This window comes from Alteromonas sp. ABV2_168 (assembly GCF_056161165.1).
Genome location: NZ_JBSWYQ010000010.1, coordinates 78,279 through 105,018, shown reverse-complemented (window position 1 = coordinate 105,018; position 26,740 = coordinate 78,279). Strand labels below are relative to the sequence as shown.

The window sequence follows — 26,740 nt, the reverse complement described above, 5'->3', positions numbered from 1 at the left end:
TTGTTATCTATGTCTTTATCCTCGCACAAGAAATACGTTAAGTATTCATCAGCGTCACAGCCAATTATGTTATTAATTGTAATTTTGGTCGTCAGAATGTAATGGCGTTGAGGGCGTGTCGGGTATGCCAGACTATTGTGTTGTATAGCCTGATATAACTTCTACAATGTATAGGATATTGACGTGAAAACTATTTGTTATACATTGTAGATCAAACCAAACACAGGAGGCGCTATGAGTAAGGAAAAATACCTCGGCGAATTTGAGCAGTATGTGTTGCTGGCAATTTTGAAACTTGGTGATCAAGCCTATGGCACCACCATTCGTCAATTGCTACACGACAGCATTCAGCGGGATGTGAGCATCGGCGCACTGTATACCACGTTGACCAGAATGGAAGATAAAGGGCTGCTCACCAGTGCAATGGGAGAAGCGACAGCAGAACGGGGCGGACGGGCAAAAAAATACTTTCAGGTGACCGCTGAAGGGCAGGCGGCAGTGAAACGCTCTCGTCAGGCGTTGCAGACTATGTGGCAAAACATCGCACTAAGCGATAAGGCCGCACAATGCTGAGTATATTGCAGAAGCCACCACGACTGGCCCAAAGTCTGTTAGCAAGAATAGTACCCCAACACCTGCAGGAGCCGATGCTGGGCGATCTGGATGAAACGTTTTATGCCAGGCAAGCACAGCATAATGTACTGGCAAACGCATTCTGGTATTGGCGACAAAGTTTATTAACCTCCATTCACTTTATTAATGACACACAAAAGGTAGTAATTATGTTTATTATCAGCGTCGGTTTATTTTTAGCGTTAACCCTTTTCGCTATGGCGTTGGGGGGAGAAATCAGCATGTTCATTGATGTACCGTCAATGCTACTCACATTGCTACCCGCGGCACTGTTTACAATAGGCGCAACATCATGGAAAACTTGCAAACTGGCCATTAAAACGGTGATGTCGGGAGACATGGAAACCAATACGCAGGCCATTTCTAGCCTACGAGTATTTACCTTGCTAGGTAACAGTATCATGTGGCTGGGTATACTGATGACTGTGCTGGGGTGGATTTCCATGGGCGCATTTATGGAAGATCTTAGTGTCTTCGGTCCGGCGTTCGCCGTGTCCATGCTGACAGTGTTCTATGCACTTATTGTGAAAACACTTTGCTATGTGGCTATCCAGTGTATCACCTTCCTGCAGGAAACGCTGTCAGGTGAAGATCTTTAAGGCCTGACGATCGTTTGTGGTGCACTGTTTGATATTCACTCAAACAGTGCACCGGAATACCGACAAAATCACATCCACACTGGGCAATTTTGCCAATTCATAATACACTGCTACCCCGCTTAAACGATGGATATCGCTGGCGACAGGGATGCTTTGAAGAAAAGGTTCGGGCCAGACTCTTTGCAGGCCGGAATGCTTGTTTGCAACGCCTGACATATTTCCTCTCCCGACAGCGGTATAACAATTTCAGCAAGACGTATACCGGCAGTCACGACGATAACAAAAAAGACATGCCGGTACGAAGACAGGATTATTATGGCTGGTTTAAAACGCATCATTCTTATTGATACCCACCTGCCGGGTGTCGTCGAACTCAAACTGGATGGGCATACCAATATTTGCGGTACTAATGCATCCGGCAAAACCACCTTGCAACGGCTTATTCCCGTATTCTACGGCGAGTATCCCAGCCGCGTTGTACCGGCCACACGGGACAGTTTCGAGCGTTGGTATTTACCCCGCACATCCAGCTTTATTATTTATGAGTTCACCCGCGCTGAAGGGGATTTATGTCAGGCGGTATTGAGTTCTAACGGGACGGGGGTTAATTACCGCTTTATCGGTAAGCCTTTTGATATCGACGATTACCTGTTGCCGCAAAAAAACGGTAAACGGGTGAGTATCAGCAGCGCCGAGCTTGCCAGAGCGATGAAACGCAACAACGTGCTGGTGACCAGTTTACTGACCACAAAAGACTTCCGTGCCATTTTGCAAAACGATCACGGTGTACTGAACCAGAGCAGCAATTCACGGGAATTGTTGGGTTACGCCCGTATTTTCAGTTTGTGTCAGCCTAATTTGCATGTACGTCACATCGAGAAGCTGGCCAAAGCCGTGCATTCTAAAGAAGGCAAGATGGAAACCATCAAGGCCATGATTGCCGCTATTCTCGAAGAAGACGGTGTGCAGCCGCCCACCTCAAATTTAAGCCGTAACCGTGTGGATGACTGGCTGCGCGAATGCCAGCTCATCAAGCAGTTTGATCGTATCCGCCCCGAGTTTGCCAAACTTGAACAGGCTGATATGGCGCTGGGAACGACAGAAAAGCAGCTTGGCGGTTTAAAGCAGGTGTTTGAGGCGGATAAGAGCCATTTATCAGCGGCGGTTGAAACGGCTAAGAATCAACTGGAAGAGAATCAGTTCCAGCGCAAGCAGAATGATAACCAGTGGTCTGAGACCCGCGACACGCTCAATCAGACGGTGTCATCTGCCCGTGCCGATGTAGAAAAATACACCTCGGAACTGGATGCTGTGGAAGAAGAATTCCAGAGCTGGCAGGAACAGGATATTGAACAGTTAAAAGAAGATGTGGCGAATCTTGGTCAGTGGCAGAACGAGCTGGAACTGGTATCCGGCCGGTATACCTTGTTGACTGAAAAACATCAGGACATCGAATCAACGTTTAACCGCCGTATTGCTGAACTGGGTGAAAAGCTCAGTATGAACCTGGAACAGCTTTCAGCCAGCCGTCAGGAAGCGGCTGATAAGCGCAGTGACCTGCAGCAGAAAGAGCGTGATGCATTGCAAAACATCCGCGACGATTATGCACAGCAAATTCAATCGTTAAATCACGCACATCAAAACGCCCTCAGCGACCTGAAAGTTGCAGAAGCCGAACTGAAAGCCGGACTGAATAACGCCGGTTATAACGAGTTTGAGCAGTCTCAGCTTGATTTACTGGATGCCGCAATCAAAGAAGCCAGCATCAATGAAGATGCTGCGCGCAGCGAGTATCGTCAGGCACAGCAGGCCCACAGTCAGGCGGTACTGCATCGTCAGTCAGCCTCATCGGCACTGGATAAAGCCCGCAACCAGCATCGGGCACAGGAAAAGCATATCGACGGTATCAATCAGCTCCTGTACCCCGGAGAAGGCTCCCTGCTGGAGTTTCTGCGTGGCAACCTCGATAACTGGGAACATACGCTGGGTAAGGTCTTGCGTCCCGAATTGCTGGAGCGCAAAGATCTCGTTCCTCAACTGGCTGAAGGTGAAAGCCTGTTTGGTATCAAGCTGGCACTGGAAGCACTGGATACGCCGGAATATGCCCATACTGAACAGGAGCTTAAAGCCCGTTTAAGTGCTGCAGAAGAATCTCTGGCGCTGGCGTTAGCGGCTCAAAACGAGTGTGAAGCGGTATTGTCGAAAGCCAACGAAGACGTGCGTAACGCTGAGCTGGCGATGACCCAGAAAGATAACGCTGTACGCAGTGCAGAAGCCACCCGTAAGCGTGCCCAGCAGGACCGTGATGCAGTACTGAGTGAATATCAGCAGGCGTTGTCGGCCCGCAAACAAAAAGCACGCAGCAAACTGGATGATAACGTTCAGGCCAGAAAACAGCTGGTGGCACAGTTTGAACTTGACCGCGATGAGATTAAAGATCAGCAACGGGAAGCCGAAACGGAGCACAGCTTCCACTGGCAGCAGCTGATTGCTGACACTGATGCCCGTATCAGTCAGCTTGATTCAGATATGCGTAAAGCCAGAGATAATGCGGCAAAAGACCGTCGTGACTCTGAGCAGTGGCTGGAAAATGAGCTGAATAACCGCGGCGTGGACGTGGATGAAATCGGTGAGATGAAAAAGCGCATTAAAGTGCTTAAAGAGGATATCTACCGCACAGAAACCCATCGTCATAAAGTTGCTGACTACGAACGCTGGTATCAGACGGTGTTCACCGGCCACAAAGTTGCCTGGCAAAACAGCCTGGCGAAAGCCCGTAAGTCACTGGCCGAATCTGAGCGCGAACTGGCTGCAAAACAAACCGTATACCGGGAAACGCGGGAGCAGCTTAAAGATCAGCATGGTCAGTTAGAAACGACACTGAAAACCTCATCCGACCAATATGAGCAGGTGGTTAACTTTGCTAAATCGCTGGCAAAAATTGCTCTGCCGGCGGTACAGGCCGAAGAGGCTGTACGCCATGATGAGTTATCCGTTAATCAACGCTTATCTCAGGTGCAGAGTGCCCTGCAGGAGCGTGAAGGCTTAATGTCTGATGTGAAAGCTTATGTTGAACGCTTTGATCAGCTTATCGCCGCGCAGGCGGGAACCGGTTTGTCAGATACCTGGGAACGGGCCCGTGAAGAATGTGCCGTGATGAACGCCCAGGGCGTGAAGAGCGTTGACCACCGCCGCATGGTCGGCCATCTGGCGCAGCTGCTGAATGTTATTGTGCCGCAGAAATTACAGGGCCTGAAAGAGCAGGGACGTATCTTTGGTGCGGATCTGAGTCAGTACTATTACGTACTGGCAGATATCGATAAACGCATCGTCAGTCAGAGCCGCCGCATTACTAAAGAGGTTGACGGTGAATTGTTCCTTGATGGCGTGTCTGACTCCGCGGTAAAAATCCGCTCACGGATCAGCGAACTGGAATTCTGGCCTGAACTGGAACAGTTCCGTGCTCTCTACGACGAGTGGATGGGGCAGGGCGCCAATGAATTGCCGGATGAAGAATACGGGCAGAGTATGCGTCGTGTGCTGGATATTCTCGGCCGTGCCGCGCTGACCGGCGGCATCAGTAAACTGCTGGATATTGAACTGCATTTACGTGAAGGCAACAGCGATCTTGTGATCCGCACCGACAGACAGCTGAACGAGTCTTCCAGTCACGGTATGGCTTACCTTATTTTGTGTAAGTTCCTGCTTGCCTTTACCCGTCTGCTTCGTGGTGAAGCCGATACCACTATTCACTGGCCTATCGATGAATTAGGCACACTTCACCAGACTAACGTGAAGAAAATCTTCGATGCCTGTCAGAACAATAATATTAGCGTGGTAGGGGCCTTCCCAAATCCTGAGTCTGATGTATTAACGCTGTTTGAGAATCGCTACCTTATCGATAAAGTCAGCAGACAGTTACAGGTGGTTGAGCCAAAAGTCAGCGCTATTGCAGAACGCATTAAAGCCCGCCGCGAACAGGAGGAGTCAGCATGATGTCAGAACAGGGTCGTATTTTAAGTTTATTGCTGAAAGGGCAGTTTATTTGTCAGGTGAGTGATGAAGAAGGCTGGCGCTACCTGAAAAGCCGCGACAATGCACAGAAGCTTGAGCCTCATCTGAATGTGCTCAACCGCACTCTGGCGTCAACCGGTGAAGGCGACGTGTTTTTTGCTGCTTATTTAACGCTGGGTGACGATGAGCGCAAAGTGCTGACCCAGCAGTTTCAGGAAACTGCATCCAGTCTGGTGCCGCTGGTAGAATGGTTGTTACTGGTACAGCAAGCCAGTGAGTCAGATATGCCCGTCACGATGGGTAACGCACTGCGTTTAAATGAACTGCAAAGCGTCATAGAAGATACGCCGGCTTATGCAGAACAGCTTGAAAAAATCTCACGTTACCGGGTGTTTAACTCTACCAGTATGAATCTGGACGGTCAGCTTAAGCAGGTGTTTAAGCGTCTGACCGATATGGGATACCTGATTAAACCGAATACCGAAAAGCAGATTTATCTGGTCACCGGTAAAGTTGAGCATCTTTTTGAGATGATTAAATTTATCGACGAAACCGAAAGTCTGTCGTTGTCTGAGCAAGCTGAGGCTGCCGTGCAGCAGGGGAGCCTGATATGAGTCAGGTGTTGGTTCAGGCCGGCACGCGGTTGCTCAATGCGCTGGGCCGCCACAGCGACCTCATCATGCATGCTTACGTCAACGGGTCGGTAAAAGAGGCGGATTTTAGCCGCAAAGTGCTGGAACAACTGGTTCAGCTAGGTGTGTTGTGGCGTCCCGATCCTCAAAGTCCGCTGCGCTTGAAAAACGCGGTTCGTGCATTGCTGGAAGGCAGTTTGCAGGATGAAAGAAACCGTACCATCAACACTAACATCACTGCGTCGCTGGCAAGCTTGCGCACGTTAGCTGAGCACTACAAAGAGTCGCTGCACTACAACCGTTTTAACGAAGCCCATGCTCATATGACCGATTTAACTGAGCATGTGTATCAGTTAACAGAGTCACTGACCAACAGCGTAAGGGTGCTGTTCAGTCGCATTAACAATGAGTTTGGCTATGTCTCTTCGGTAGAAGCAAAAATTCGTGAGAACGAACTGGCGCAGGGACAGGTGAGTGATTTACTGCAGCAACTGGAGAGTTTCCATTTCGATGAACTCAGTGAGCTCGCCGGCAGTAACCGTGAGTTGCGGCATTTGCTTGTTGTTGCGTTACAGCAGAGTTTCTCTAAAGCTGCGCAGGAACTGTCTGTGGTGCAGGCCCGCTTACTCGACCTGTTGGGGCGCTTCCGTGAGTTTCAGGGACGTACCCGTCTGCTTAAGGGCTTTTTACTGCACATGGAGCAACAACCGGATTTTACGCCAGGGAATTATCCGGCATTAAGTCAGGTGCCCGTGTTGTTCAATCAGGCAGAGAGTGTACTTGAAGCGGCGGCAGCCGACGTGAACCAGGTAGCTCACGAAGGTGACTATCAGATGATTGTCAGCACCCTGACTGACATTCATCGCCGTAAGCCGGATGAAAATGCCCACAAGGCCGCACAGGAAATTGAAGTCACGGCGCAGTCCAGTGTGTCACTGGAGAAGGATCCTATCCATGTTGCTGTGGATGATTACTTCTGTGATGTTATTGACTCCGGTCAGCCTAAATCTGCCCTTGAGTACTTTGAAGAACGGGAACTTGAGTTCGATAAAGAGGTATGGATTTATCAGGTTATCGGCGGTTATCAGTCGCTGGATGAAAACGATAAACAATTCTTCGCGCTGGATGCTTCCGGCCAGCCGGACGCTGTTTACACCGGCAATTTCTACATAAACGACGTTACGCTGGGGCTCAGATAGTCCCGGCGTAAATCGTCAACTCTGTGTCATTCACCCCGGTTTAGAACAATTTAGTCTGAACAAAGGGTGAAAATTTTTTAAATTTCCATATAATTAACATTTGTGTAACATAATGAACTTTCTGTAGCAGCTATGCGTAATAGGCGTGTCACATAGAGGAACTAAAGTGGCGCGCGAATTTGATAATACCGGCTAACCGTCGTTGTTATCAGACTGTTAAGGCATATGGCACACGAATGGAGATTATCATGCAGTTGTCCCATGAGCAGGCTTTTAATCAAGCTCTGATCCGTTTATCGGTTTTGTTATACCAGGTTGACGGTAAGGTCACACTTTCAGAACAGGATTATCTGGAAGACGTTATAAACCATTTAGACTGGCAAAGCCCCATTTGCCGCGAGGCATTTTTTACCGACGCTATCTACCAGACACGGCAGGTACTGGATGCAGGCGAAGAGCAACGTTATCTGCGTACGTTGCAAACTGACTTACTCTTTGATGCTGATAAGGCGCTGGAAGTGGCCATGGCCATCACCGGCATTGACGGCGAACGTAGTGATGAAGAAACAGAGCTTCTGTCACTGCTGACGCACAAGGTGCTTGCGAAAGCGCTGGTAAACCGTGCAAAACCGGTATCACCCTCGGAATTGAACTAGAACGATAAAATACGGCGTCTTGCAGGGATGACCGGTATCTGAATTCTGAACAGATAAAATAAGTACTGACGACATGAAAAAGGCCGCTTCAATTTGAAGCGGCCTTTGTTTTTGCTGTGTTGTTTACGCTATTTGCTGTTCATCAGCATCGGTGAGTTCTTTCTCCAGCCGCTGGGTTTCATCAGCCCGTGGCTTGGTGAAACGGGCGAGGGCGAGATACAGCACCGGTGTGAGGTAAAGAGTAAACACTACCGCGATACCTAATCCACCAAACACCACCCAACCGATAGCGTTACGGGATTCCGCGCCGGCACCGGAGGACAGGATAAGCGGCAGACCACCCAGGATGGTGGATACCAGTGTCATCATAATCGGACGCAGACGTACCTTACCGGCCTCTACTATGGCGTCGTAAACTGAATGGCCGTGGTCGCGGAGCTGGTCAGCGAATTCGATGAGCAGGATGGCGTTCTTCGCCAGCAGGCCTATCAGCATCACCAGACCAATCTGCGAATACACATTAATTGTGGTATTGGTCAGGTACAGCGCATAAATCGCTGCGGCGATACCAAAGGGTACAGTGAGCATAACCACAATGGCACTGTTAACACTCTCAAACTGCGCTGCCAGAACCAGCAGCACGATGATGAAAGCCAGAACATAAGTCAGTGCAACTTGCTGAGAGGTTTCTTCAAATGTTTGTGCCTCGCCCAGGAACACAGTGCCAATGCCATCAGGAAGTGTGTCGTTGCCGAGGGCGCGGATTTTCTCTACAGCTTCATTGATGGGGAAGCCGTCAGGTAATTCCATTTCCAGTTTAATAGCTCTGCGCTGGGACTGACGCTCCAGCTCCGCGGCAACACCTTCTTCCGTGATGTACGCTACGCTGCTCAGCGGGATGAGTGAGCCATTATCAGACTTCACATAGAGATTAGTTAAATCCGACGGGTTGCTGGTATTTCGTCTGCTGGATTCCAGCATGATTGGAATCGCCTGGTCACCCACATTCAAATCAGCAATATCGTCGCCATTCACGGCAGCCCTGAGTGTCGCAGCAATGTCACTAAGCGGTACGCCCAGCTCTTCTGCCCGGCGACGGTCGATATTCACACGCATTTGAGGCTGGGTGGGTTCATAACTCACACGGGGTGAACCCAATTCCGGAATGTTGGTTTCAATAGCGGCTGCAAAGTCCATCGCGGCTTCATAAATACGTTCGTAGCTGCTACCGGTCAGGGCGAGTTCAAGTCCGCCACCCTGTCCACGTAAATTCAGGCTGTTGCCCCCGAATGCATTTCCCGGCGCTCCCGGAATTGCCTGCAACTGAGGACGGATTTCCGACACGATATCCTGTAATGATTTATCGCGGTCATCCCAGTGTTTAAGAGGTACTGTGATAAATACAATGTTTGGATCCCAGGAGCCGACTACCGTATAGATAGAATCCACAGTACCGTTTTCGACGTAAGGCAGCAGCACCTCTTCCATCTTATGAGCCTGACGATCCATAAAATTCATGCCTGCGCCGTCAGGGCCACGGGCGAAAATACGGATTGTGCCACGGTCTTCGCTGGGTAGCAGCTCATTGTTGATATTCTGAGCTGTAAACCAGGCGCCAACAGCAGCCAGAATACTTAACAGGACAATAAGCCAGGCGTATTTAAGCGACCATAAAAGTGAGCGCTGATAACCACGCAGGCATGCATTTCCGAAACGTCCCAGCGTGGCTGAAAATATGCCTTTCTCTTTGGCTTTCTTCACCGGCAAACGTGCGGTCAGAGCAGGTACCAGAGAAAGTGCGACGAAGGATGAAATGATTACCGCACCGGCCAGTACACCGCCGAATTCTCTGAACAGACGTCCCGCCGTAGACGGTAAAAATGCGATGGGGATGAACACCGAAGCGAGTACCGCCGTGGTTGCTACAACCGCAAAAAACACTTCACGGGTACCGATAACTGCCGCGGCTCTGGCTCCGAGGCCCATGCCCCGGCGACGCTGAATATTTTCTGACACCACAATAGCATCATCAACAATCATCCCGGTTGCCAGCACCAGTGCGAGCAGGGTAAGAATATTGATTGAGAAGCCAAGCATCCAGATAATGCCAAGCGCCCCAGCCAGGGATACCGGAATGGACAGGGCGGGGACGATGGTTGCACGCCATGAACCAATGAAGACTAATAATGTAAACACAACCAGAATAATGGTGATGCTTAAAGAGCCAATCACTTCGCCCACAGAATCACGGATGAATTCAGCGTCATCACTGGTTACGACAATGTCCATATCAACAAAGCGTTTGTTCAGATCTTCCACCATGGCCATAACTTCATCTGAAATTTCGATGGTATTAGAGCTGGCTTGTCTGATCACGCCTAAACCAATCACCGGACGACCGTCAAGGCGCACCATACTGCTGCTGTCTGCGGGGCCAAAAAATACGCTGGCGACATCGCCAACCCGGATATCTCCGCTGATCACGATATCTGAAACATCCTGTGCTGAAACAGACGTCGCATCTGCGCGGACGATGAGAGACTGGTCCTGAGACTGGATGCTCCCTGCAGGAACATCAAAGGGCGCTAATTCGAGTGCATTTGCCACATCTGTCATCGACAGGTTGAAACTGGTCAGCCGCAGAGGATCGACAGACACGCGAAGTACGCGCTCGCGGTCGCCACTTAACTGTACGTCAGCAACTCCGGGAATACTCAAAAATAGCGGCGCCAGATCGGTATCAACACGCTCGGTCAGCGTTTCCATATCCAGAGTGTCACTGGATACTGCCAGACTGACTACCGCCTGAGCGTCACTGTCTGCACGGATAATGGATACCTGTTCCACATCCTCGGGTAACTGGCGCTGTACACGGCTTACTGATTCGCGGGTTTCATTGGCAGCATCTTCCAAATCAATGCCGGGTCTGAACTCAACCCGCACGCGGGCGGAGCCTTCTTCGCTCTGAGCGTAGATATTTTTCACACCGCTGACCCGGGCCACTGCGCCTTCCAGCCGGCTGGTCACTTCAGCGTCCACGGTTTCCGGAGAACCGCCGGGGTACTCCGCCGTTACAGTGATTTGTGGTGTATCAACGTCAGGCAGTTCCCGTACTTCCAGACCGTTAACGGCAGCAAAGCCGGCAATGACAATAAGCAGATTAAGTACAACAATTAATACGGGGCGGCGAATAGAAACCGACGGCAAATCGCCGGTCTGTTGAGAGTGCTTAGTCATTGTTGTCGCTCCGGCGTGCCAGTTCGGTTGTGATTTGCTGCCCTTCACGAAGACGCTGAACACCTTCAGAAATCAGCATATCACCCGGAGACAGGTTACCGGATACGAGAATTGTGCCTCGCAGACGCTGATGCACAATCACATCAACGCGGCGGGCTTTACCATTTTCAGCAATCCACACGTAGGCACCGGTTGCACCCCATAACAAAGAAGCTTCAGGTACAGCCGCATATTCATTGCCATTAATCTCAAGGTTTACACGGAAGCTCATGCCCGGGCGGTAGTTGTCTAGATTGTTGTCCAGGATAGCCCGTGCACGTAAGGTACGGTCAGTTTCGCTGATACGCGAGTCAACTTCAGCAATTTCTGCCGGCAGTGTTTTATCGCGGTTTGTCCAGGGTTGTAACGTGACTTCCGGCTGGTTGAGCAATACAGTAAGCGCTGCTTCAGGGGCGCGGAAATCAACAAAGAGTTTGCTTCTGTCATCCAGAGTCGTGATGGCGGTGGTGGCTGTAATACGATCGCCCACTTCAACATCTGTCAGGCCGACAATCCCGCTGAACGGTGCTTCAACGGTGCGGTCTTCTAAATCTGCTTTGGCTTCATCAAGGGTAACTTTGGCAAGGTCACGGGTGGTTTGCGCCAGATCGAGTTCACTCTGGGGAATGGCGCCCTTTGCCCGGCTTTCCTGTAAACGTTTATAGGAACGTTCTGCGTCAAGTAACTGGAGCTCAGCGCGGCGAACGGCAACCTGCTGACGGCGGTCGTCCAGTTTTACCAGTACCCGGCCCTGTTCTACATACTGGCCCGGTACAAAATTCACTTCAGTCACTTCGTCTGCAACAGCGGGATACAATACAACCGAGCGGACGGCTTCTGCAGTTCCCACAGCTTCCACATCCCGTTTGGCATATTGAAATTTAATTTCTTCAAGGACAACGAGTTTGGCCTGATTATCGCCAAAAAACTGGGCATTGGCACTGCTGCTCACTATGGAAAATAAAACAGTGAGACTAAAAAAAACAGAGGTTCGTAGTTGGGTTTTCATTGTATTTCCGTGTTTCATCAACGCTTGTCACTCTCCTGCACGCTGAACGGAGACGCGCCGGAGTCAGTAAAGTGATTGTTGTTAAATTTTTGTTTTTATAAGCTGTGTATAGCACCACAGCCTTGTCAGCTAAGCAATTGCAGTTCAGCGTACTCCCTGTACAGCGTATCGTTTTCTATCAGTTCATCGTGTTTTCCTGTACTTACAACGTGTCCTTTATCCATGACGATGATCCGGTCAACATGTTTCACGGTGGCCAGCCTGTGAGCAATGATAATGGTAGTACGACCCTGCATCAGCTTATTCAGCGCCTCCTGCACCATTTTTTCACTGCGGGCATCCAGTGCGCTGGTTGCTTCATCAAGTAACAGTACTGGCCTGTTGGCCAGCAGGGCACGGGCAATGGCAATGCGCTGCTTCTGACCGCCGGACAACCTTACTCCCCGTTCTCCCAACTGAGTGTGATAGCCTTTCTCCAGCTCTTCAATGAATTCGTGGGCAAATGCGGATTTAGCTGCTTTCCTGACCTGCTCATCGCTGGCTGACGGGCAACCGTAGCGGATATTTTCAAGTACGCTGGTGGCAAAAACCACGGGCTCCTGAGTAACAATCGCGATCTGACTTCTTAATGATTCCAGCGATAATGACGTTATAGGGGCTTCGTCCAGCAGAATGGTGCCTTTGCGCACATCATAAAAGCGAAGCAACAATTGAAACAGCGTCGTTTTTCCTGCTCCGCTGGCCCCTACCAGGGCAACCTTCTCGCCGGGATTGACAGTTAAAGACAGTTGATTAAACAGGACGCCGCTGCCGGGGTAACAAAAAGTAATATTGTCAAAAATGATGGCTGGTGGTCTGGCCGTGTCATTACTGAACTGTGTTATGCCCGGGGAGATGTCCGGCACCGTATGTAAAAGTTCCAGTAACCGTTCGCTGGCGCCGGCTCCACGCTGAACTTCGCCGATAACCTCGCTGATGGTTGCCACGCTGCCGCCGGCCATCACCGCATAGAATAAAAAGGCTGACAGTTCACCTGCGGTCATATCACCGGCAAACACTTGTCTGGCACCGAACCAGGCAATCAGGACGATAGCGCTGAGACTCAGCAGCATAATTAATCCAATCAGCATAGAACGGTAATGGATACGGCGTCCGGCGGTTTCCATAACGGCATCCACGCCGGCCTTGAACTGGGAACGTTCCAAATCTGCTGCGTTGAAAGCCTGTACAGTCATTATTTCATGTAAACTTTGATCAATATGCGCCCCCAAATCTGCCACCCTGTCCTGACTCAGACGGGCGTAATGGCGTACCTGAGGGGCAAGCAAACGGATGGGGACTAACACCGCAGGCACCGCCAGTAATACGCACAAGGTCAGCACCGGGCTGGTGATGGTCATCAGCACCAGCGCGCCGGTGAAAGTGATAAAGGAGCGGATCGCCATCGACAGACTCATACCCACCACAGTTTGAATAATGGTGGTGTCGCTGGTGAAGCGGGAAATGACTTCTCCGGTGCGTAATTTTGCAAAGAAAGATGGTGGCAGGGTGAGCAAATGAGAAAATACGCTGATGCGTATATCGGCACTGATGCGTTCACCCAGCCAGGTCATCAGGTAAAAACGCACATAGGTTGCCAGGCTTGCCACCGCAGTAATCACAAGAACACCAATAATTGCCCGGTTCAGCATGTCTGCGTTGTCGTTCATAAAACCCTGATCGACGGCCAGCTTAATTCCCTGACCCAGAAGCAGCCACGCGCCGGAGGCCACCAGCAAGGCGATGATTGCGCCTGTCACCTGTATCCGGTAGCCCGTGAGCAGGGTCCGGATCCATTTAACAACCTGCCAGGTTGTTGCCTTATTCTTTCCTTGATCTGAAGTCATGCCGGTATCTCAAAAAACACTGAACTTTGTATTTTACGCCACAGTTAACTATCAGGATTGCCGGATAAGACCACTTCGTCATTCAGCAAGACCAAAAACACAATAAATTTCTGACCCATAATTTGAATTTCACCGGAGATTGACCATAGTTAAACAACAGCAAAAGGTATTTTTAGTAGTCAGTCAGGTTCTGTGTTTGTTAAACAAGTGAACCGTCTCCGGGAGCCTCCATGCAAAACAAAGCACTACTGGTGGATGATGTGGCCAATGTGCTCGATTCTTTCCGGCGCAATCTTCGGGGGCAACTTGCTTTTGATGTGGCAAACAGCGGTAAAGCGGCGCTGGCACTGATGGCAGAAAATCATTATGCCGTGCTTGTCACTGACATGACTATGCCGGATATGAATGGCTTATCGCTGCTAAGGGAAGTAAAGCGTCTCTATCCGGACACTGTGAGAATTATGGTTACCGGTAACGGCGATCAGCAAACAGCCATAGATGCAGTAAACGAGGGGGATGTTTTCAGGTTTCTCACCAAACCCTGTTCTGTTGTTGAACTGAAGCGGGTTATAGAAGCCGGATTTCATCAACATAGTCTGATTATGGCAGAAAAGGGCCTGTTGAATCAGACAGTAAGAGGCATTGTCAGTGTTCTGGCTGAAGTCCTGGAGTTGGTGAATCCGAAGGCTGCAGCACACAATGTACAGTTGAAAATGTACATGCTTCAGCTCGCAAGGGAACTGAAGCTAAAACAAAGCTGGATGTTGGAACCCGTTGCTGAGTTATCACAGTTGGGAACGATTCTATTGCCGGGCGTACTGGCCGACCAGTATGAAACCAGCAAGCTGACGGCGGCTGAAAATGAACTGATTGAACAACACGCCAGTCTGGCCAGCGATTTACTGGAAAAAATTCCCCGCTTTGAAGCGGTAGCCAGGAACATCCGCTATCAGGACAAGTGCTTTAACGGGGAAGGTGTCCCCGCTGACGATGTACAAGGTGCAGACATTCCTTTCGGAGCGAGAATGCTTAAAGTGGTTAATGATTTTATCAGGGCACGGGAGACAGGCATGTCCACGGTGGATGCATTACGCCGGCTGGAAACAGATGCCCGCTGGTACGACGGCAAAATTTTGTCGGTCTTTACCCGAATGTTGCTGCGCAAATCCGATTTGATGTCTGTGCCGGTATCGTCCATTGAACCCGGTATGGTGATATCAGAAAAAATCGCGACCAACGCCGGAAAGCAACTGGCCAGAGAAGGGCAGGTAGTAACCACTACACTCAAACAGATCCTCACTGTATGCATACAAAGTGGTGCGTTAAGTCCTGCACTGATGATCGGAGTGTATCTGGAAGACAACGGTGACGCCGGAAATGCGGAGGATATTGCAGTATGACTTTCTGGAGGTTTATTACGCCGGAGCCGGCGTTATATACGGAAGTAAACGGTCATTATAATCACTTTATTCTTTTCCTTTCTCTGCTCGTTTCAACACTGGCGGCCTACTCGCTAATTGTCGTGTTAAAACGGATGTGGCAAACCGAATTATTGTCAACAAGACGGCAATGGAAGCGGTTTGGCAGTGTGACATTTGGGTTAGGGGTATGGGCGATGCACTTCACCGGCATGCTCGCCTTTATGTTACCTATCGGCATGTCATTTGATGTGGCATTGACCATGGTGTCTATATTGCCACCCATTGTTGGCGCTTATATCGCTGCGAAACTCATAGCGACACAAGTATTCACCTTTACCAATATTCAACTGAGTTCATTGAGTCTGGCGATCGGGATCGGGGCAATGCATTACACAGGCATGGAAGCTATGGAGACTGAAGCTGCCATGACCTACGATTTTGGCTTCTTCTTACTCTCCATCGTTTGCGCCTGGCTGTTTGCGATGGTTGCCATTTATATGGTGATTTACATACAGCGTAAAAACATTCGCGGGCAATTAGGATTGGTGGGCTGTGCCATGGTGATGGGCATGGCCATCGCGGGCATGCACTATGTGGCAATGTATGCGGTGCATTATTATTTGCCAGTAACATTTATTCCCTCAGAGACCGGGGGCCACGCTGAACCAGCCATTCTCGCACTGGCTATTACCACACTGGTATTCGTCATTTTTGCAACAACGCTGCTGGGGTCAATTTTCGACAAGCGTTTACAGGCTGCTGAGCTTACAGCCAAAGTCAGCGCTGCCAGAGAGAAAGACATCGTGGAGAACCTGGCTGACGGCTTGCTGGTGGTCAATGAAAATGGCCGGATTACCGGCGTGAATACTGTCGGACTCAGTTTGTTCGGATATAAAGATGCAGACCAGTTGCGCAACGAGGATATTACAAAAATTCTGCCCGGATTCGACATCCGGCTACTCACAGGAGACGGTGAAGAAGGGAAGCAACAACATGTCATGCAACTGGACGGTAAACGGTCGGACGGCACTACCTTCCATTGCGAAATGAATTTTTCTCCTATGACCGTGGTTATACAGAACATGCATCTGTTCAACGTGGTTATCCGTGATATCACCCAACGACTTATGCTGGAAGACCAGTTGCGGCAGGCACAGAAAATGGAATCCATCGGCCAGCTTGCTGCCGGTATTGCTCATGAAATAAATACTCCGACGCAGTATGTGTCAGACAATATCTTCTTCTTAAAGGGCGCATCTGAAACCGGCATTTCTGTGATGAAAACCGTTCATGCGTTTCTCAACAGTAAGGATGAAGCCGAACAGGCTGAAATAAGAGCAGAACTTGAAGCTCTGATGAAGGGTGAAGATATTGAGTTCCTTATTGACGAGATACCAGTGGCGTTTGATCAGTCGGTTGAAGGTTTGCAGCGTATTGCAAAAATCGTCGGGGCGATGAAGTCTTTTTCCCATTCCGGTGACGAAAAAATGCATAAGGTCGACTTGAAAGAAGCGATCTCCTCAACTATTACCGTTGCGCGGGGGGAATGGCGTTATGTGGCCGACCTCGAAGCGGAGTTTTCTGAAGACGTACCGCTGGTGACCTGCAGCAGAGACGAAGTGAATCAGGTGGTACTCAACTTTATTGTAAATGCCGCCCATGCAGTAGAAGAAAAGTTTGGCCGCGAACGGATGGAAAAAGGTTTGATTCAGGTGCGTGTGTATCCTGAGGATGACACGGTGATCATTGAGATTACCGATAATGGAACAGGCATGAGCAAAGAGGTATGCAAACGCATTTTTGAACCGTTTTTTACGACCAAACCGCCCGGTAAAGGAACAGGGCAGGGGCTTTCACTGGCCTATGCAGTGATTATAGAAAAGCACAAAGGCCAGATATTAGTTAACAGTGAAATTGGACTAGGTACTACCTTTAAAATTGTTTTACCGGTGGAACACCCGCAGACCGTTGAAAGTGAGCTCAGTGATGAAAATACTCTTTGTTGATGATGAAAAAATGGTGCTCAACGGCCTTAAACGGGCGTTGTATCAGACCGGCTGGAAAATCAGTATTGCTGACTCGCCGCAAAAAGGGCTGGAGGCTATCGCGTCAGATACGCCTGATGTGGTCATTACCGACATTATGATGCCGGTGATGAACGGTGTTGAATTTCTTGAGAAAGTGAGCGAAGGCAATCCGGTGATCAGTCGTTTCGTGTTATCAGGCCAGGCGAATGAGAGTTTAATACTGCAGGGAAGTCAGGTGTCTCACTGCTGGTTTACGAAACCCTGCTCACATGGTTTGCTGACCCAGCATTTACGTGCCGTTGAGGAAGTGAATCAGACATTTCCGGATAGTGCTGCTTGTCAGTCGATGGCAGCCAGTTCGCCTTTGTTTAATTCTTTTACCTTGCTGAAACAGTTCATGCAATGCGTCAATTCCAATTTGTGCGAGCTCACTGCATCTGTACGGCCTGACATTAATGATAATATGAAAAAGGCCGTGTCCCTTTGTGGAGAACGTTTTTTCGGGCAGGGAGATTACAGTGATTTCAAGGATGCATCATTGAAATTGACACTGGGGGAGAGTCAGTTTTATGCGTTGTTGTTCACCGCTGAGTTAATGATGCGGCTGCCGGGTTTATTAAACGACCCTGCAGTTGGCGCCAGGCTGGAACAGGCACTTTCCCGGTGCAAAGACCATGCTACCCCCCTTAATGCACTGGTTCTGATGATCATGGCGTTGAAACAGGATTTGCTGGCCGGTGTGACCATCCCGGCAAAAGTTTCACCCCGACAGGCATTGTTATTTATGCTGCATATGTGGAACTTACCTTACCCCATCATCCACACCGTATCGGAAAAGGTGTCCTGAGGCGCTTTTTTCATCACTAAACTTGCAATTAAAGCGTAGATCCGTATAATGCCGCGGCCTTCTTGTTGGCGCTGATTTTTCAGTGCTTTCAACGAGGTAAGTTAACGGTAACGCTACAACGAGTTTGAGGCAACTATGGTTACTATTCGTTTACAGCGTGGTGGCGCGAAAAAGCGTCCATTTTATCAAGTAGTTGTGGCTGACAGCAGCCGCGCAAGAAACGGTCGTTTCATCGAAAACGTCGGTTTCTTCAACCCAACTGCACAAGGTCAGGCAGAACGTCTGCGTTTAGATCTTGAGCGTGTTGAATACTGGGTTGGTGTTGGCGCGAGCTTATCTGAGCGCGTTAACAGCTTGGTAAAAGAAGCTAAAAAAGCGGCAGCGTAAGCTGTCCTTAATCTGGTAGGTAAAGATGAGTCAAGCGTCTGACAAAGTGATTATTGGCAAGATCGGGGCATCGTATGGTGTGAAAGGTTGGGTCAAGATCAACAGCTTTACTGATGTACCAGAAGGTATTTTTGACTATTCACCGTGGCAACTCAGTGATGGTAAAGAATACCGGATTGATCAGTGGCGACCCCACGGTAAAAGTCTGGTGGCGAAAGTTGTCGGTGTAGAGAGTCGTGATGACGCAGAGCGCATCAAGAATCTGGACATCGCAATTAACGAAAACCAGTTACCTGAACTTGGTGAAGGTGAATTTTACTGGCGGGAGCTCACCGGCATGCAGGTCGTAACTACGCAAGGTTACGATTTGGGTGTGGTGAAAGATGTGTTTAACACTGGCGCAAATGACGTTTTGCAGGTCCGCGCCAAAGTGAATGACGCATTTGGTCAAAAAGAAAGATTATTGCCGTATGTGATGGACTCCGTCATTAAATCGGTAGATAAGGCTGCAAGTGTAATTACGGTAGACTGGGACCCGGGGTTCTAGTGACTGCGGAGAAATGGTTCGGCGTTATCAGTTTGTTTCCTGATATGTTCGCACCCTTCATGCAACAAGGCGTTGTGGGACGGGCTGTGAAATCAGGCATTCTGGATGTCGACATGTTTAACCCACGTGATTACACACACGATCGTCATCGTACCGTCGATGATCGCCCTTATGGCGGTGGTCCGGGTATGTTGATGATGGTGAAGCCTTTAACTGACGCCATCGCCGCGGCGAAACAAGCCGGCGGTGAACATGCAAAGGTGATTTACTTATCACCACAGGGTAAAAAGCTGGATCAGGCAGGGGTTAAACGCCTTGCCACTAACGACCGCATGATTTTTATCTGCGGGCGTTATGAAGGAATCGATGAGCGCGTCATTGAGGCCCATGTTGACGAAGAATGGTCAGTAGGGGATTACGTGCTAAGCGGCGGCGAACTGCCAGCGCTTGTGCTCATGGATGCAGTAGCCAGAATGGTGCCGGGTGTACTCGGTCATCAGGCTTCTGCCATTGAAGATTCTTTCACCGACGGGTTACTGGATTGTCCGCATTATACGCGGCCTGAAGTACTCGACGGTAAAGCGGTTCCTCCTGTGTTGTTGAGCGGTGATCACGAAAAAATCAGACAGTGGCGACAGATGCAATCGCTGGGCAGAACCTGGCAGCGTCGCCCCGAGTTATTAAACCACCTAGCTCTGACTGAGGAGCAGCAGCGTCTTCTTGAAGTATTCAAGTCGCAGTTGCAGCAAGATGACAGTTAACTAGGACGAGAGGATATGATGAGCAAAGTCAGTCAAGATATCATCAAGAAAATTGAGCAAGCACAGCTCAAAGCTGATGTTCCTGCATTTGGTCCAGGTGACACAGTAGTAGTAAAAGTTCGCGTTACTGAAGGTGACAAAGAGCGTCTTCAGGCGTACGAAGGTGTTGTTATCGCTAAGCGTAACCGTGGTCTTCACTCGTCTTTTACCGTACGTAAAATTTCAAGCGGCGAAGGCGTAGAGCGTGTGTTCCAAACACACAGCCCGGCGGTTTCTTCTATTGAAGTTAAACGTCGTGGTGCAGTTCGTCGTGCTAAGCTTTACTATCTGCGTGAGCGTTCAGGTAAATCTGCACGTATCAAAGAGAAGCTTAACTAAGATTACTAATCCTTGCGTTACTGTTAACTATGAAAAAGCCCGCTTTAAGCGGGCTTTTTTGTGTCTTCTGAAAAAACCTTTACAGCCAGCCTTTCTGTTCTGCGATTCTGGCTGCATCAACACGGTTTGTTGCCCCGAGTTTGGCAATGGACTCTGAGAGATAATTTCGAATCGTGCCTTCTGACAGAAATAACTGAGATGCAATTTCTTTGGTTTTTAATCCGTCGCTGGCGAGTTTCAGCGCCTTACGCTCCTTTTCAGACAGGGGGTTATTGTCATCTAATGCCAGTAAAGCCAGCTCAGGATCAATGACACGTTCTCCACGATTGATTTTCCTTAACGCTGAGATAAGATAATCACTGTCAGATTCTTTTAAAATAAAGCCTTTTGCACCAAGCTGCATAGCCCGTTTAATATAACCGGGTTTAGAAAATGTCGTCATAAATACCACAGTGCCGGCAAAACCTGAGTCCTGTAACTTACGGGCCATGTCCAGGCCACTCAGATTTGGCATTTCGATGTCAGACAAAATCATATCCGGATGAGGATTGTTACTAAGCCATGTGATGGCAGCTTCCCCGTCCACACACTTTCCGGTGACTGTGATGTCATCTTCCAGATCCAGTAAACTGGCGATAGCATCCCGCACCAGTGACTGGTCTTCGACAATGAGTAACGAAATAGCCTGCATAGTTATTCTCCGGTCTGTAAGGTCAGTCTGACCCTTGTTGCGTCGCCACTCGTTATCGACATCTCTGCACCTATTAAGCCGGCGCGTTCTCTGATGCCAGTCAGTCCATTTCCCGCATCAATAACCGCATGCTTACCATTATCTTCAATCGTTATCGCTAACATTCCGTCTTCCCGCAGGGCTGAAAGACTCACAAGATTCCCCTTGCTGTGCCGCAAAATATTGGTAAATACTTCTTTTACGACCAGCGCGAGATGAGATTCTTGCAAGGCGCTGAGATCGCTAAATGCATCGTCGTGAACAGAGGCGTTGACTGCAAAGCCCAGTTCAGAGAGTGCGCGGGTGTTTTTGGTAATTTCTTCCGAAACGCTGAGTTTTTTCAGGTCGCTGACTGCATGACGGATCTCGCTTAAAAGAGACTGAGAAAGATGTGCAAGCGCTTTTACTTCCCGGTGTGCTTCCTGCGTGCGGCCTTTTTCTATGAGTTTCCCCGCTAACTGTGCTTTCAGTGACATGCTGCTTAGTGCGTGGCCGGCAATGTCATGGAGGTCACGGCCAATGCGTTCCCTTTCTGCAATAGCACTGAGCGCACTGAGTGACTCTGCGTGTCTGGCATCTTTAAGCTGGCTCCGGGTTTCCTTACGTTCCATTACGCCAAAGCAAAAAAGTACAAGCAGGTTAATTAATGAAGCGAGAAAAAATAGCAGGTGATCATCAAACCAGAATAATTGTAAGCCTGTTAAGGACAAACCGGTAAACAGTACAAATGCGATACCGGCGGAAACCGGGTAGTAGTAGCCGGCAATATATGCAATAAAGCCAAATAGTACAGACGCTCCCGGATTGTAAAAGCTGATGGTAAATGACAGGGCCGTCAAAGCCGACAAGGGCAGGGGCAGGGTAGAAAGCTTGCAGTGAATGGCAAGCAGATACAGAGCCACAAACAGGATGTATCCGCAGCCAAAGATCATTAACTCCCGGGGAGCAACTGATTCAGCATAAAAAAGAGGAACAAAATAAGATAACGAGAAAATTAATGAACTGTAAGACCATTTTTTCTTGGATCCTTCCGACAGTAACGGTAGCTGAGCAGCATGCATAACTGATGAATTCCTTCCTTATTGGAATACGACGGCAGATTTGCTGGTAATTAATAGTGTACCCGAGAGTATGAGCACTATTCCCGCAACAGCGTAAGTGTCGAATTTTTGGTTCCAAAATACAACTGACGCGGTGACAATAAGCGCAATGCCCATTCCCGACCATATTGCATAGGCGACACCAATACCCATATTTTTTAATACGGCCGCAAATATCATTCCTGAGATTGCATAAAGAGCAATTGACGCAGAGCCATAATGCCATTTTTCCCAGCCGTCCGACATTTTTAAACAAAGTGTGGCAGCAACTTCTGTGAAAATGGCGCAAGCAAGTAACACATAAATCATGGTGTTCTCCTTATTGTGCAAGCCGCGCTTGCAGCGGGTTAAGTGCCGGTTAAATGTACTCAATGTTGAAGCTTGTTCAGTATGGCTTGAGCGGTTGCCTGTTGTAAGTCACAAACATCATCAGTGTCAGATGACAAATGTCATGATAAATAATGATTATCTAATGTTAATGATAATAATTATTATTTGAAATTCGCTATGTCCTCTTTATAATGTCGTCCGAATTTTCACTTTGGTTAAGAGCAGGTTTCACAATGACTAAAAAGCACATTTTTGCGCTTTCACCTATCATGCTGGCAATGGCTGTACAGGCGCAGAATGCTGATGCAGACAACAACGGTGCGCAAGCGGATGAAGACAATATCGAAGTAATCCGAATTGTTGAAAGTCGCGTTCAGCGTATCAGTTCAGGCGCGACTGGCCTGGGTCTGGACAGCTTTGATACGCCACAGTCGCTGTCGATTCTGGAATCTGATCTGATTGAAGACTACCGCTTAAGTGATATCAACAGCCTGTTTAAACAGGTGACAGGTATTAACGTCGACCAGTCTGAAACTGACCGGACGTACTTCAATGCCCGTGGTTTTGACATCACCAGTATGCACATTGACGGCTCGGGCATTCCCTTCGGCGATATTTTTGTCGGCGACCTGGATACAGCGATTTATGAAAAGGTTGAGTTTATCCGTGGTTCAAACGGTCTGATCACCGGCCTGGGTAATCCGTCCGGTACGGTCAACTATGTGCGCAAACGCCCCGGTAACGAAACCGAAGCCAGTGTTGACTTTACACTGGGCCGCTGGGCATCCATGCGAACTGTGGCTGATGTATCCACGCCACTGACTGATTCCGGCAGCTGGGCAGCCCGTGTGGTGGTGGCCCATCAAAATAAAGAGAGCTGGCTGAACCTGTACGAAAATGAACGTAATGTGTTCTACGGTATCGTTGACGGACAGCTGAGTGACAGCGTGACTGTGATGTTCGGCTATTCGCATCAGGACAACAACAGTGACGGTGTGACATGGGGTGCAGTGCCTTTAATTTATTCAGATGGCACCCAGGTTGATTTTGACCGTTCTACCACTACAGCGATGGATTGGACCTATTGGGATACATTGAATAAAACCGCGTTTGCCGAACTGAACTGGTTTATTAACGACAATCTGCAATACACGTCTAAGCTGAATCACATCCGCTATGAAGATCACTCTGCGCTATTTTACACCTATTCCAACACCGGCTTAGACGCTGAAACGGGCTTAGGCATGCTGGGTTATCCGGGTAAATATGATGCTGAAGACAAAACGTTAATCTGGGACAACAACCTGCAAGGTGCGTTTGAAGCCTGGGGCCGGGAACATACCTTTAATGTGGGTATTAGCCTGGCTGATGCAGAAACCAGTGACATGGATTACGGTGCACTAAGCGGTTTTGATGTCATGCCTGCGCTACCGGGGTGGACTGGCACTGAGGTCGCATTGCCTGAATGGGCGGCGCCTTATCAAGCGGGTTATACCGACATTTCATTAAACCGTTTTTACGGCTCAGTACAGCTTGCGGTTACCGATGCGCTTGATTTAGTGCTTGGTGTCAGCTTTGTTGACTATGAAAACGAGGGTGAGTCCTGGGGCGCGTCAACCTCTACGACTGAAGATGGCAGCAGCCCGTATATCGGCTTTACCTGGGAAGTACTGGAAGGCCTGAATGTATACGGCAGCTACAGCGATATTTATCAGCCACAGTATTACCTGAATGAAGATCTTCAGCCTCTGGGTTCAGCAGAAGGCCGCAGCTATGAAATGGGCGTTAAGAAAGAGTTCGCAAACAACTTCCTGCTGACTGTTGCACTGTTCAGAACGGAACAGGAAAACCTGTATGAATTCATCGAATACGGCGATGGTGACGGTGTTGATGACGACGATTACTCTGACGACTTTAATTATGCGCTGTACCGTGGTGTAACCGTAGACTCAAACGGTTTTGAAGTTGAACTGTCCGGTGCAATCACTGATGAGTTATCTGTTCAGGGTGGCTTAACTGTGCTGAGCATGGATGAAGAGAACGGTGATGAAGCCCGCACCTTTATTCCCCGTCGAACTTTTAAGATGCTGGCGGACTATGCACCTGTGTGGAATGAAAAGCTTAATATGGGTCTGTCTGCCCGGTATCAGAGTGAAACTTATTTCACATCAGGTTATGGCCGTATTACTCAGGATGCATACGCTGTGCTGGGCGGTTATGTGACCTACAGCTTCAGTGATAATCTGTCTTTCAGCCTGAATTTGGATAACATTACTGACGAGAAATACCTCAGCTCAGTAAGAACCGAGCAGGCATTCTACGGATCACCGACAAACTACAGTCTGACGGTTAGCTGGGATTATTAATTCCTGCTGACAATGTAACAAAATGCCCGCCTGAGTAGCGGGCATTTTTGTGTCTGTGATAGGCTTTCTCTTCCCCATCTTTACAGGCATTTCTGAATGGAAAACGGCACTTCACTTTTACAGCACAATCCTGAATTTCTGAACATGCTGGCAGGGGAATGGTATCTCACTAATGATGCCGGCCTCAGGCAAGCCAGGGCGCAGGCAAAAAAGCTGTGTCATCAGGCTGACGTTCTCTCAGGAACGGAAAAGTCACAAGTACTCAGTCAACTTATTCCCGGTGCCACGGGCTTACAGACAGGTCGTCACTTCAATTGTGATTACGGTTTTCAAATTGCTTGCAGGGGTGTGTTTACCGCTGGTTGTTATTTGACCATTCTTGATGGCGCTTCTGTGGAAACCGGCGATAATGTAAGGGCTGGAGATAATGTGGTTATTGCCACCGTTGAGCATCATAAAGATCCGCAAAAGCGACTTGCCGGATGGCAACGGGCACGTCCTGTGGTGATAGGGAGCAATGTAACTATCGGAAATGGCGTAACAATTCTGCCGGGCACCGTAATAGAAGACAATACAGTCATCCCCGACGGCGCAGTCGCAGGCAGGCGATGACCTGGTCTTTAGAACGATTTTGCAGGTGTGGTGTCAAAAAAGTCTCCGGTGGTGGTTGCGGCCTTTATCAAAAATTGATAAAAAGTCAACGAGCTACGAAAATAAAGATTTTTATATTCTGTAAACTTAGATTTACATCGTGAGCGGGCAGTTAAAATACCGTGTAGCGCCGGCGGCAATTTTGCAAAAGGTCACTGCAGGCAGGCCAACCAATTTTATTTTATGAAGAGAGTCTCATGATAAAGGACACCGTTAACAACGTACACGTCAGTGCTGAACAGGTACTGATCACTCCGGATGATTTAGCTAAAGAATTGCCGGTTTCTGATAAAGCCCTTTCGGCTATCTCTGAATCCAGAAAAATTATTTCCGATATTATTCATGGCCGTGACCACCGTTTACTGGTGATCTGTGGTCCATGTTCCATTCACGACATCGACGCAGCAAAAGATTATGCGCTGCGCCTGAAAGAACTTCATGAGTCGTGCAAAGATACCCTTTTCATTGTTATGCGTGTGTATTTTGAAAAACCACGTACAACCACAGGTTGGAAAGGGCTGATAAATGACCCGCACCTGGACGGTACGTTTGATATTGAAACCGGCCTACGTAAAGCCCGCGAGTTACTGATCTGGTTAGCAGAACTTGAAATCCCTGTTGCGACAGAAGCGCTGGATCCAATCAGCCCGCAATATCTGGCAGAGCTGTTCAGCTGGAGTGCTATCGGTGCCCGTACTTCTGAGTCTCAGACCCACCGTGAAATGGCATCAGGTCTGTCTATGCCTGTCGGATTCAAAAACGGCACAGACGGCAGCCTGGATATTGCAGTGAATGCACTGAAATCAGCTGCTTCCGGTCACAGCTTTATGGGTATCAATAAGCAGGGGCAGGTAGCGGTGATTACTACCAGTGGAAACCCTGACGGCCATATCATTCTGCGTGGCGGTAAACAACCAAACTACGACTCCGTTTGTGTGTCTGATTGCGAAGTTGATTTGGAAAAAGCCGGTCTGACTGCCGGACTGATGGTGGACTGCAGTCACGCTAACTCCTCCAAAGATTACCGTCGTCAGCCGCTGGTTGCACAGAACGTGGTTAACCAGATCCTGGAAGGTAACCAGTCGATTATCGGTATCATGCTTGAAAGTCATATTAATGCCGGTAACCAGAAAGGTGATGGTGTGCCTGTTGATGAGCTGGAGTACGGCGTGTCAATCACTGACGGTTGTATTGACTGGGAAACCACAGATACGCTTATTACCCAAACCAGAGATAAGCTGATAACTGTGTTACCATTGCGCCAAAATAAACGGTCTGCTGTAGCCTGAAG

Annotated in this window: 23 protein-coding genes; 16 read left to right on the top strand and 7 right to left on the bottom strand. The window is 49.0% G+C overall.

The window, feature by feature from the left end; genetic code table 11:
- Window positions 1-234 precede the first annotated feature (234 nt).
- Together ACXAH4_RS15310 and ACXAH4_RS15305 are read left to right on the top strand one after the other, a co-directional pair.
- A complete protein-coding gene (locus ACXAH4_RS15310; protein WP_474844777.1) occupies window positions 235-573 on the top strand; it encodes a PadR family transcriptional regulator in 339 nt (112 codons plus the stop codon).
- Window positions 567-1,232 carry a permease prefix domain 2-containing transporter gene (locus ACXAH4_RS15305; RefSeq protein ID WP_474882513.1) on the top strand — a complete coding sequence of 222 codons (666 nt, stop codon included), beginning with the start codon at window positions 567-569 and terminating at the stop codon, window positions 1,230-1,232. Before ACXAH4_RS15310 ends, ACXAH4_RS15305 begins: the two co-directional genes overlap by 7 nt.
- A gap of 39 nt (window positions 1,233-1,271) precedes the next feature.
- Here ACXAH4_RS15305 and ACXAH4_RS15300 read toward each other — a convergent pair whose 3' ends face one another.
- Entirely contained in the window at window positions 1,272-1,448 is a 177-nt protein-coding gene (locus ACXAH4_RS15300) for a hypothetical protein (protein WP_474882511.1), read from the bottom strand.
- A gap of 99 nt (window positions 1,449-1,547) precedes the next feature.
- Between ACXAH4_RS15300 and ACXAH4_RS15295 the strand changes: the two genes are divergently transcribed.
- The 4 genes from ACXAH4_RS15295 to ACXAH4_RS15280 all read left to right on the top strand — a co-directional run bounded on the left by ACXAH4_RS15295 (window position 1,548) and on the right by ACXAH4_RS15280 (window position 7,733).
- A complete protein-coding gene (locus ACXAH4_RS15295) occupies window positions 1,548-5,228 on the top strand; it encodes an ATP-binding protein (RefSeq protein ID WP_474882509.1) in 3,681 nt (1,226 codons plus the stop codon).
- A complete protein-coding gene (locus ACXAH4_RS15290) occupies window positions 5,225-5,860 on the top strand; it encodes a condensin complex protein MksE (protein ID WP_119500778.1) in 636 nt (211 codons plus the stop codon). The genes ACXAH4_RS15295 and ACXAH4_RS15290 overlap by 4 nt, the downstream gene beginning before the upstream one ends.
- Window positions 5,857-7,077 (top strand): phosphoenolpyruvate carboxylase, encoded by a 1,221-nt coding sequence (locus ACXAH4_RS15285; RefSeq protein WP_119500779.1) that lies wholly within the window; start codon window positions 5,857-5,859, stop codon window positions 7,075-7,077. Before ACXAH4_RS15290 ends, ACXAH4_RS15285 begins: the two co-directional genes overlap by 4 nt.
- 248 nt (window positions 7,078-7,325) lie before the next feature.
- Window positions 7,326-7,733, top strand: a complete 408-nt coding sequence (locus tag ACXAH4_RS15280) for a tellurite resistance TerB family protein (protein WP_119503352.1) — start codon at window positions 7,326-7,328, stop codon at window positions 7,731-7,733.
- A 123-nt stretch (window positions 7,734-7,856) separates the two neighbouring features.
- Here the strand turns inward: ACXAH4_RS15280 and ACXAH4_RS15275 are convergent, their stop codons facing one another.
- The 3 genes from ACXAH4_RS15275 to ACXAH4_RS15265 form a co-directional block, all read right to left on the bottom strand.
- Complete coding sequence (locus tag ACXAH4_RS15275) at window positions 7,857-10,970, bottom strand: efflux RND transporter permease subunit (protein ID WP_474882507.1); 3,114 nt, start codon at window positions 10,968-10,970, stop codon at window positions 7,857-7,859.
- Window positions 10,963-12,018: an efflux RND transporter periplasmic adaptor subunit gene (locus ACXAH4_RS15270; RefSeq protein WP_119500781.1), complete on the bottom strand. Its 1,056-nt coding sequence runs from the start codon at window positions 12,016-12,018 to the stop codon at window positions 10,963-10,965. The genes ACXAH4_RS15275 and ACXAH4_RS15270 overlap by 8 nt, the downstream gene beginning before the upstream one ends.
- Window positions 12,019-12,143: 125 nt before the next feature.
- Window positions 12,144-13,904: an ABC transporter transmembrane domain-containing protein gene (locus tag ACXAH4_RS15265; protein WP_474844781.1), complete on the bottom strand. Its 1,761-nt coding sequence runs from the start codon at window positions 13,902-13,904 to the stop codon at window positions 12,144-12,146.
- Window positions 13,905-14,134: 230 nt separating this feature from the next.
- Between ACXAH4_RS15265 and ACXAH4_RS15260 the strand changes: the two genes are divergently transcribed.
- From ACXAH4_RS15260 to rplS, 7 genes are all read left to right on the top strand, one after another.
- Window positions 14,135-15,304: an HD domain-containing phosphohydrolase gene (locus ACXAH4_RS15260; RefSeq protein WP_474851119.1), complete on the top strand. Its 1,170-nt coding sequence runs from the start codon at window positions 14,135-14,137 to the stop codon at window positions 15,302-15,304.
- Window positions 15,301-17,331: an MHYT domain-containing protein gene (locus tag ACXAH4_RS15255; protein ID WP_474882505.1), complete on the top strand. Its 2,031-nt coding sequence runs from the start codon at window positions 15,301-15,303 to the stop codon at window positions 17,329-17,331. Before ACXAH4_RS15260 ends, ACXAH4_RS15255 begins: the two co-directional genes overlap by 4 nt.
- Window positions 17,312-18,199, top strand: coding sequence for a response regulator (locus ACXAH4_RS15250; RefSeq protein WP_474882503.1), 888 nt, complete (start codon window positions 17,312-17,314; stop codon window positions 18,197-18,199). The genes ACXAH4_RS15255 and ACXAH4_RS15250 overlap by 20 nt, the downstream gene beginning before the upstream one ends.
- A 135-nt stretch (window positions 18,200-18,334) precedes the next feature.
- The gene (gene rpsP / locus ACXAH4_RS15245) at window positions 18,335-18,586 is read left to right on the top strand and encodes a 30S ribosomal protein S16 (protein ID WP_070174859.1); all 252 of its coding nucleotides are present in this window, start codon (window positions 18,335-18,337) and stop codon (window positions 18,584-18,586) included.
- A gap of 25 nt (window positions 18,587-18,611) precedes the next feature.
- Window positions 18,612-19,133, top strand: coding sequence for a ribosome maturation factor RimM (gene rimM, locus ACXAH4_RS15240; protein WP_119500786.1), 522 nt, complete (start codon window positions 18,612-18,614; stop codon window positions 19,131-19,133).
- Complete coding sequence (trmD, locus tag ACXAH4_RS15235; protein ID WP_474864411.1) at window positions 19,133-19,894, top strand: tRNA (guanosine(37)-N1)-methyltransferase TrmD; 762 nt, start codon at window positions 19,133-19,135, stop codon at window positions 19,892-19,894. Before rimM ends, trmD begins: the two co-directional genes overlap by 1 nt.
- An 18-nt stretch (window positions 19,895-19,912) precedes the next feature.
- The gene (gene rplS, locus ACXAH4_RS15230; RefSeq protein WP_119500788.1) at window positions 19,913-20,272 is read left to right on the top strand and encodes a 50S ribosomal protein L19; all 360 of its coding nucleotides are present in this window, start codon (window positions 19,913-19,915) and stop codon (window positions 20,270-20,272) included.
- A 79-nt stretch (window positions 20,273-20,351) separates the two neighbouring features.
- Here the strand turns inward: rplS and ACXAH4_RS15225 are convergent, their stop codons facing one another.
- From ACXAH4_RS15225 to ACXAH4_RS15215, 3 genes are all read right to left on the bottom strand, one after another.
- On the bottom strand, window positions 20,352-20,963 hold the full coding sequence (locus ACXAH4_RS15225) for a response regulator transcription factor (RefSeq protein WP_474882502.1): 612 nt from the start codon (window positions 20,961-20,963) through the stop codon (window positions 20,352-20,354).
- Window positions 20,964-20,965: 2 nt separating this feature from the next.
- Window positions 20,966-21,934 (bottom strand): sensor histidine kinase, encoded by a 969-nt coding sequence (locus ACXAH4_RS15220; RefSeq protein WP_474882500.1) that lies wholly within the window; start codon window positions 21,932-21,934, stop codon window positions 20,966-20,968.
- A gap of 147 nt (window positions 21,935-22,081) precedes the next feature.
- A complete protein-coding gene (locus ACXAH4_RS15215; RefSeq protein ID WP_119500791.1) occupies window positions 22,082-22,411 on the bottom strand; it encodes a DMT family transporter in 330 nt (109 codons plus the stop codon).
- A gap of 254 nt (window positions 22,412-22,665) precedes the next feature.
- Between ACXAH4_RS15215 and ACXAH4_RS15210 the strand changes: the two genes are divergently transcribed.
- The 3 genes from ACXAH4_RS15210 (at window position 22,666) to ACXAH4_RS15200 (ending at window position 26,738) form a co-directional block, all read left to right on the top strand.
- On the top strand, window positions 22,666-24,798 hold the full coding sequence (locus tag ACXAH4_RS15210; protein ID WP_474882499.1) for a TonB-dependent siderophore receptor: 2,133 nt from the start codon (window positions 22,666-22,668) through the stop codon (window positions 24,796-24,798).
- Window positions 24,799-24,894: 96 nt separating this feature from the next.
- Complete coding sequence (locus tag ACXAH4_RS15205) at window positions 24,895-25,410, top strand: maltose acetyltransferase domain-containing protein (protein ID WP_474882497.1); 516 nt, start codon at window positions 24,895-24,897, stop codon at window positions 25,408-25,410.
- 236 nt (window positions 25,411-25,646) lie between these two features.
- Window positions 25,647-26,738: a 3-deoxy-7-phosphoheptulonate synthase gene (locus ACXAH4_RS15200; protein ID WP_474882495.1), complete on the top strand. Its 1,092-nt coding sequence runs from the start codon at window positions 25,647-25,649 to the stop codon at window positions 26,736-26,738.
- Window positions 26,739-26,740: the final 2 nt, after the last annotated feature.

Bases quoted from the DNA above. Each gene is read 5' to 3' on its own strand.
- ACXAH4_RS15310 (WP_474844777.1), top strand. From the start codon at position 235: ATGAGTAAGGAAAAATACCTCGGCGAATTTGAGCAGTATGTGTTGCTG.
- ACXAH4_RS15305 (WP_474882513.1), top strand. From the start codon at position 567: ATGCTGAGTATATTGCAGAAGCCACCACGACTGGCCCAAAGTCTGTTA.
- ACXAH4_RS15300 (WP_474882511.1), bottom strand. From the start codon at position 1,448: ATGTCAGGCGTTGCAAACAAGCATTCCGGCCTGCAAAGAGTCTGGCCC.
- ACXAH4_RS15295 (WP_474882509.1), top strand. From the start codon at position 1,548: ATGGCTGGTTTAAAACGCATCATTCTTATTGATACCCACCTGCCGGGT.
- ACXAH4_RS15290 (WP_119500778.1), top strand. From the start codon at position 5,225: ATGATGTCAGAACAGGGTCGTATTTTAAGTTTATTGCTGAAAGGGCAG.
- ACXAH4_RS15285 (WP_119500779.1), top strand. From the start codon at position 5,857: ATGAGTCAGGTGTTGGTTCAGGCCGGCACGCGGTTGCTCAATGCGCTG.
- ACXAH4_RS15280 (WP_119503352.1), top strand. From the start codon at position 7,326: ATGCAGTTGTCCCATGAGCAGGCTTTTAATCAAGCTCTGATCCGTTTA.
- ACXAH4_RS15275 (WP_474882507.1), bottom strand. From the start codon at position 10,970: ATGACTAAGCACTCTCAACAGACCGGCGATTTGCCGTCGGTTTCTATT.
- ACXAH4_RS15270 (WP_119500781.1), bottom strand. From the start codon at position 12,018: ATGAAAACCCAACTACGAACCTCTGTTTTTTTTAGTCTCACTGTTTTA.
- ACXAH4_RS15265 (WP_474844781.1), bottom strand. From the start codon at position 13,904: ATGACTTCAGATCAAGGAAAGAATAAGGCAACAACCTGGCAGGTTGTT.
- ACXAH4_RS15260 (WP_474851119.1), top strand. From the start codon at position 14,135: ATGCAAAACAAAGCACTACTGGTGGATGATGTGGCCAATGTGCTCGAT.
- ACXAH4_RS15255 (WP_474882505.1), top strand. From the start codon at position 15,301: ATGACTTTCTGGAGGTTTATTACGCCGGAGCCGGCGTTATATACGGAA.
- ACXAH4_RS15250 (WP_474882503.1), top strand. From the start codon at position 17,312: ATGAAAATACTCTTTGTTGATGATGAAAAAATGGTGCTCAACGGCCTT.
- rpsP (WP_070174859.1), top strand. From the start codon at position 18,335: ATGGTTACTATTCGTTTACAGCGTGGTGGCGCGAAAAAGCGTCCATTT.
- rimM (WP_119500786.1), top strand. From the start codon at position 18,612: ATGAGTCAAGCGTCTGACAAAGTGATTATTGGCAAGATCGGGGCATCG.
- rplS (WP_119500788.1), top strand. From the start codon at position 19,913: ATGAGCAAAGTCAGTCAAGATATCATCAAGAAAATTGAGCAAGCACAG.
- ACXAH4_RS15225 (WP_474882502.1), bottom strand. From the start codon at position 20,963: ATGCAGGCTATTTCGTTACTCATTGTCGAAGACCAGTCACTGGTGCGG.
- ACXAH4_RS15220 (WP_474882500.1), bottom strand. From the start codon at position 21,934: ATGATCTTTGGCTGCGGATACATCCTGTTTGTGGCTCTGTATCTGCTT.
- ACXAH4_RS15215 (WP_119500791.1), bottom strand. From the start codon at position 22,411: ATGATTTATGTGTTACTTGCTTGCGCCATTTTCACAGAAGTTGCTGCC.
- ACXAH4_RS15210 (WP_474882499.1), top strand. From the start codon at position 22,666: ATGACTAAAAAGCACATTTTTGCGCTTTCACCTATCATGCTGGCAATG.
- ACXAH4_RS15205 (WP_474882497.1), top strand. From the start codon at position 24,895: ATGGAAAACGGCACTTCACTTTTACAGCACAATCCTGAATTTCTGAAC.
- ACXAH4_RS15200 (WP_474882495.1), top strand. From the start codon at position 25,647: ATGATAAAGGACACCGTTAACAACGTACACGTCAGTGCTGAACAGGTA.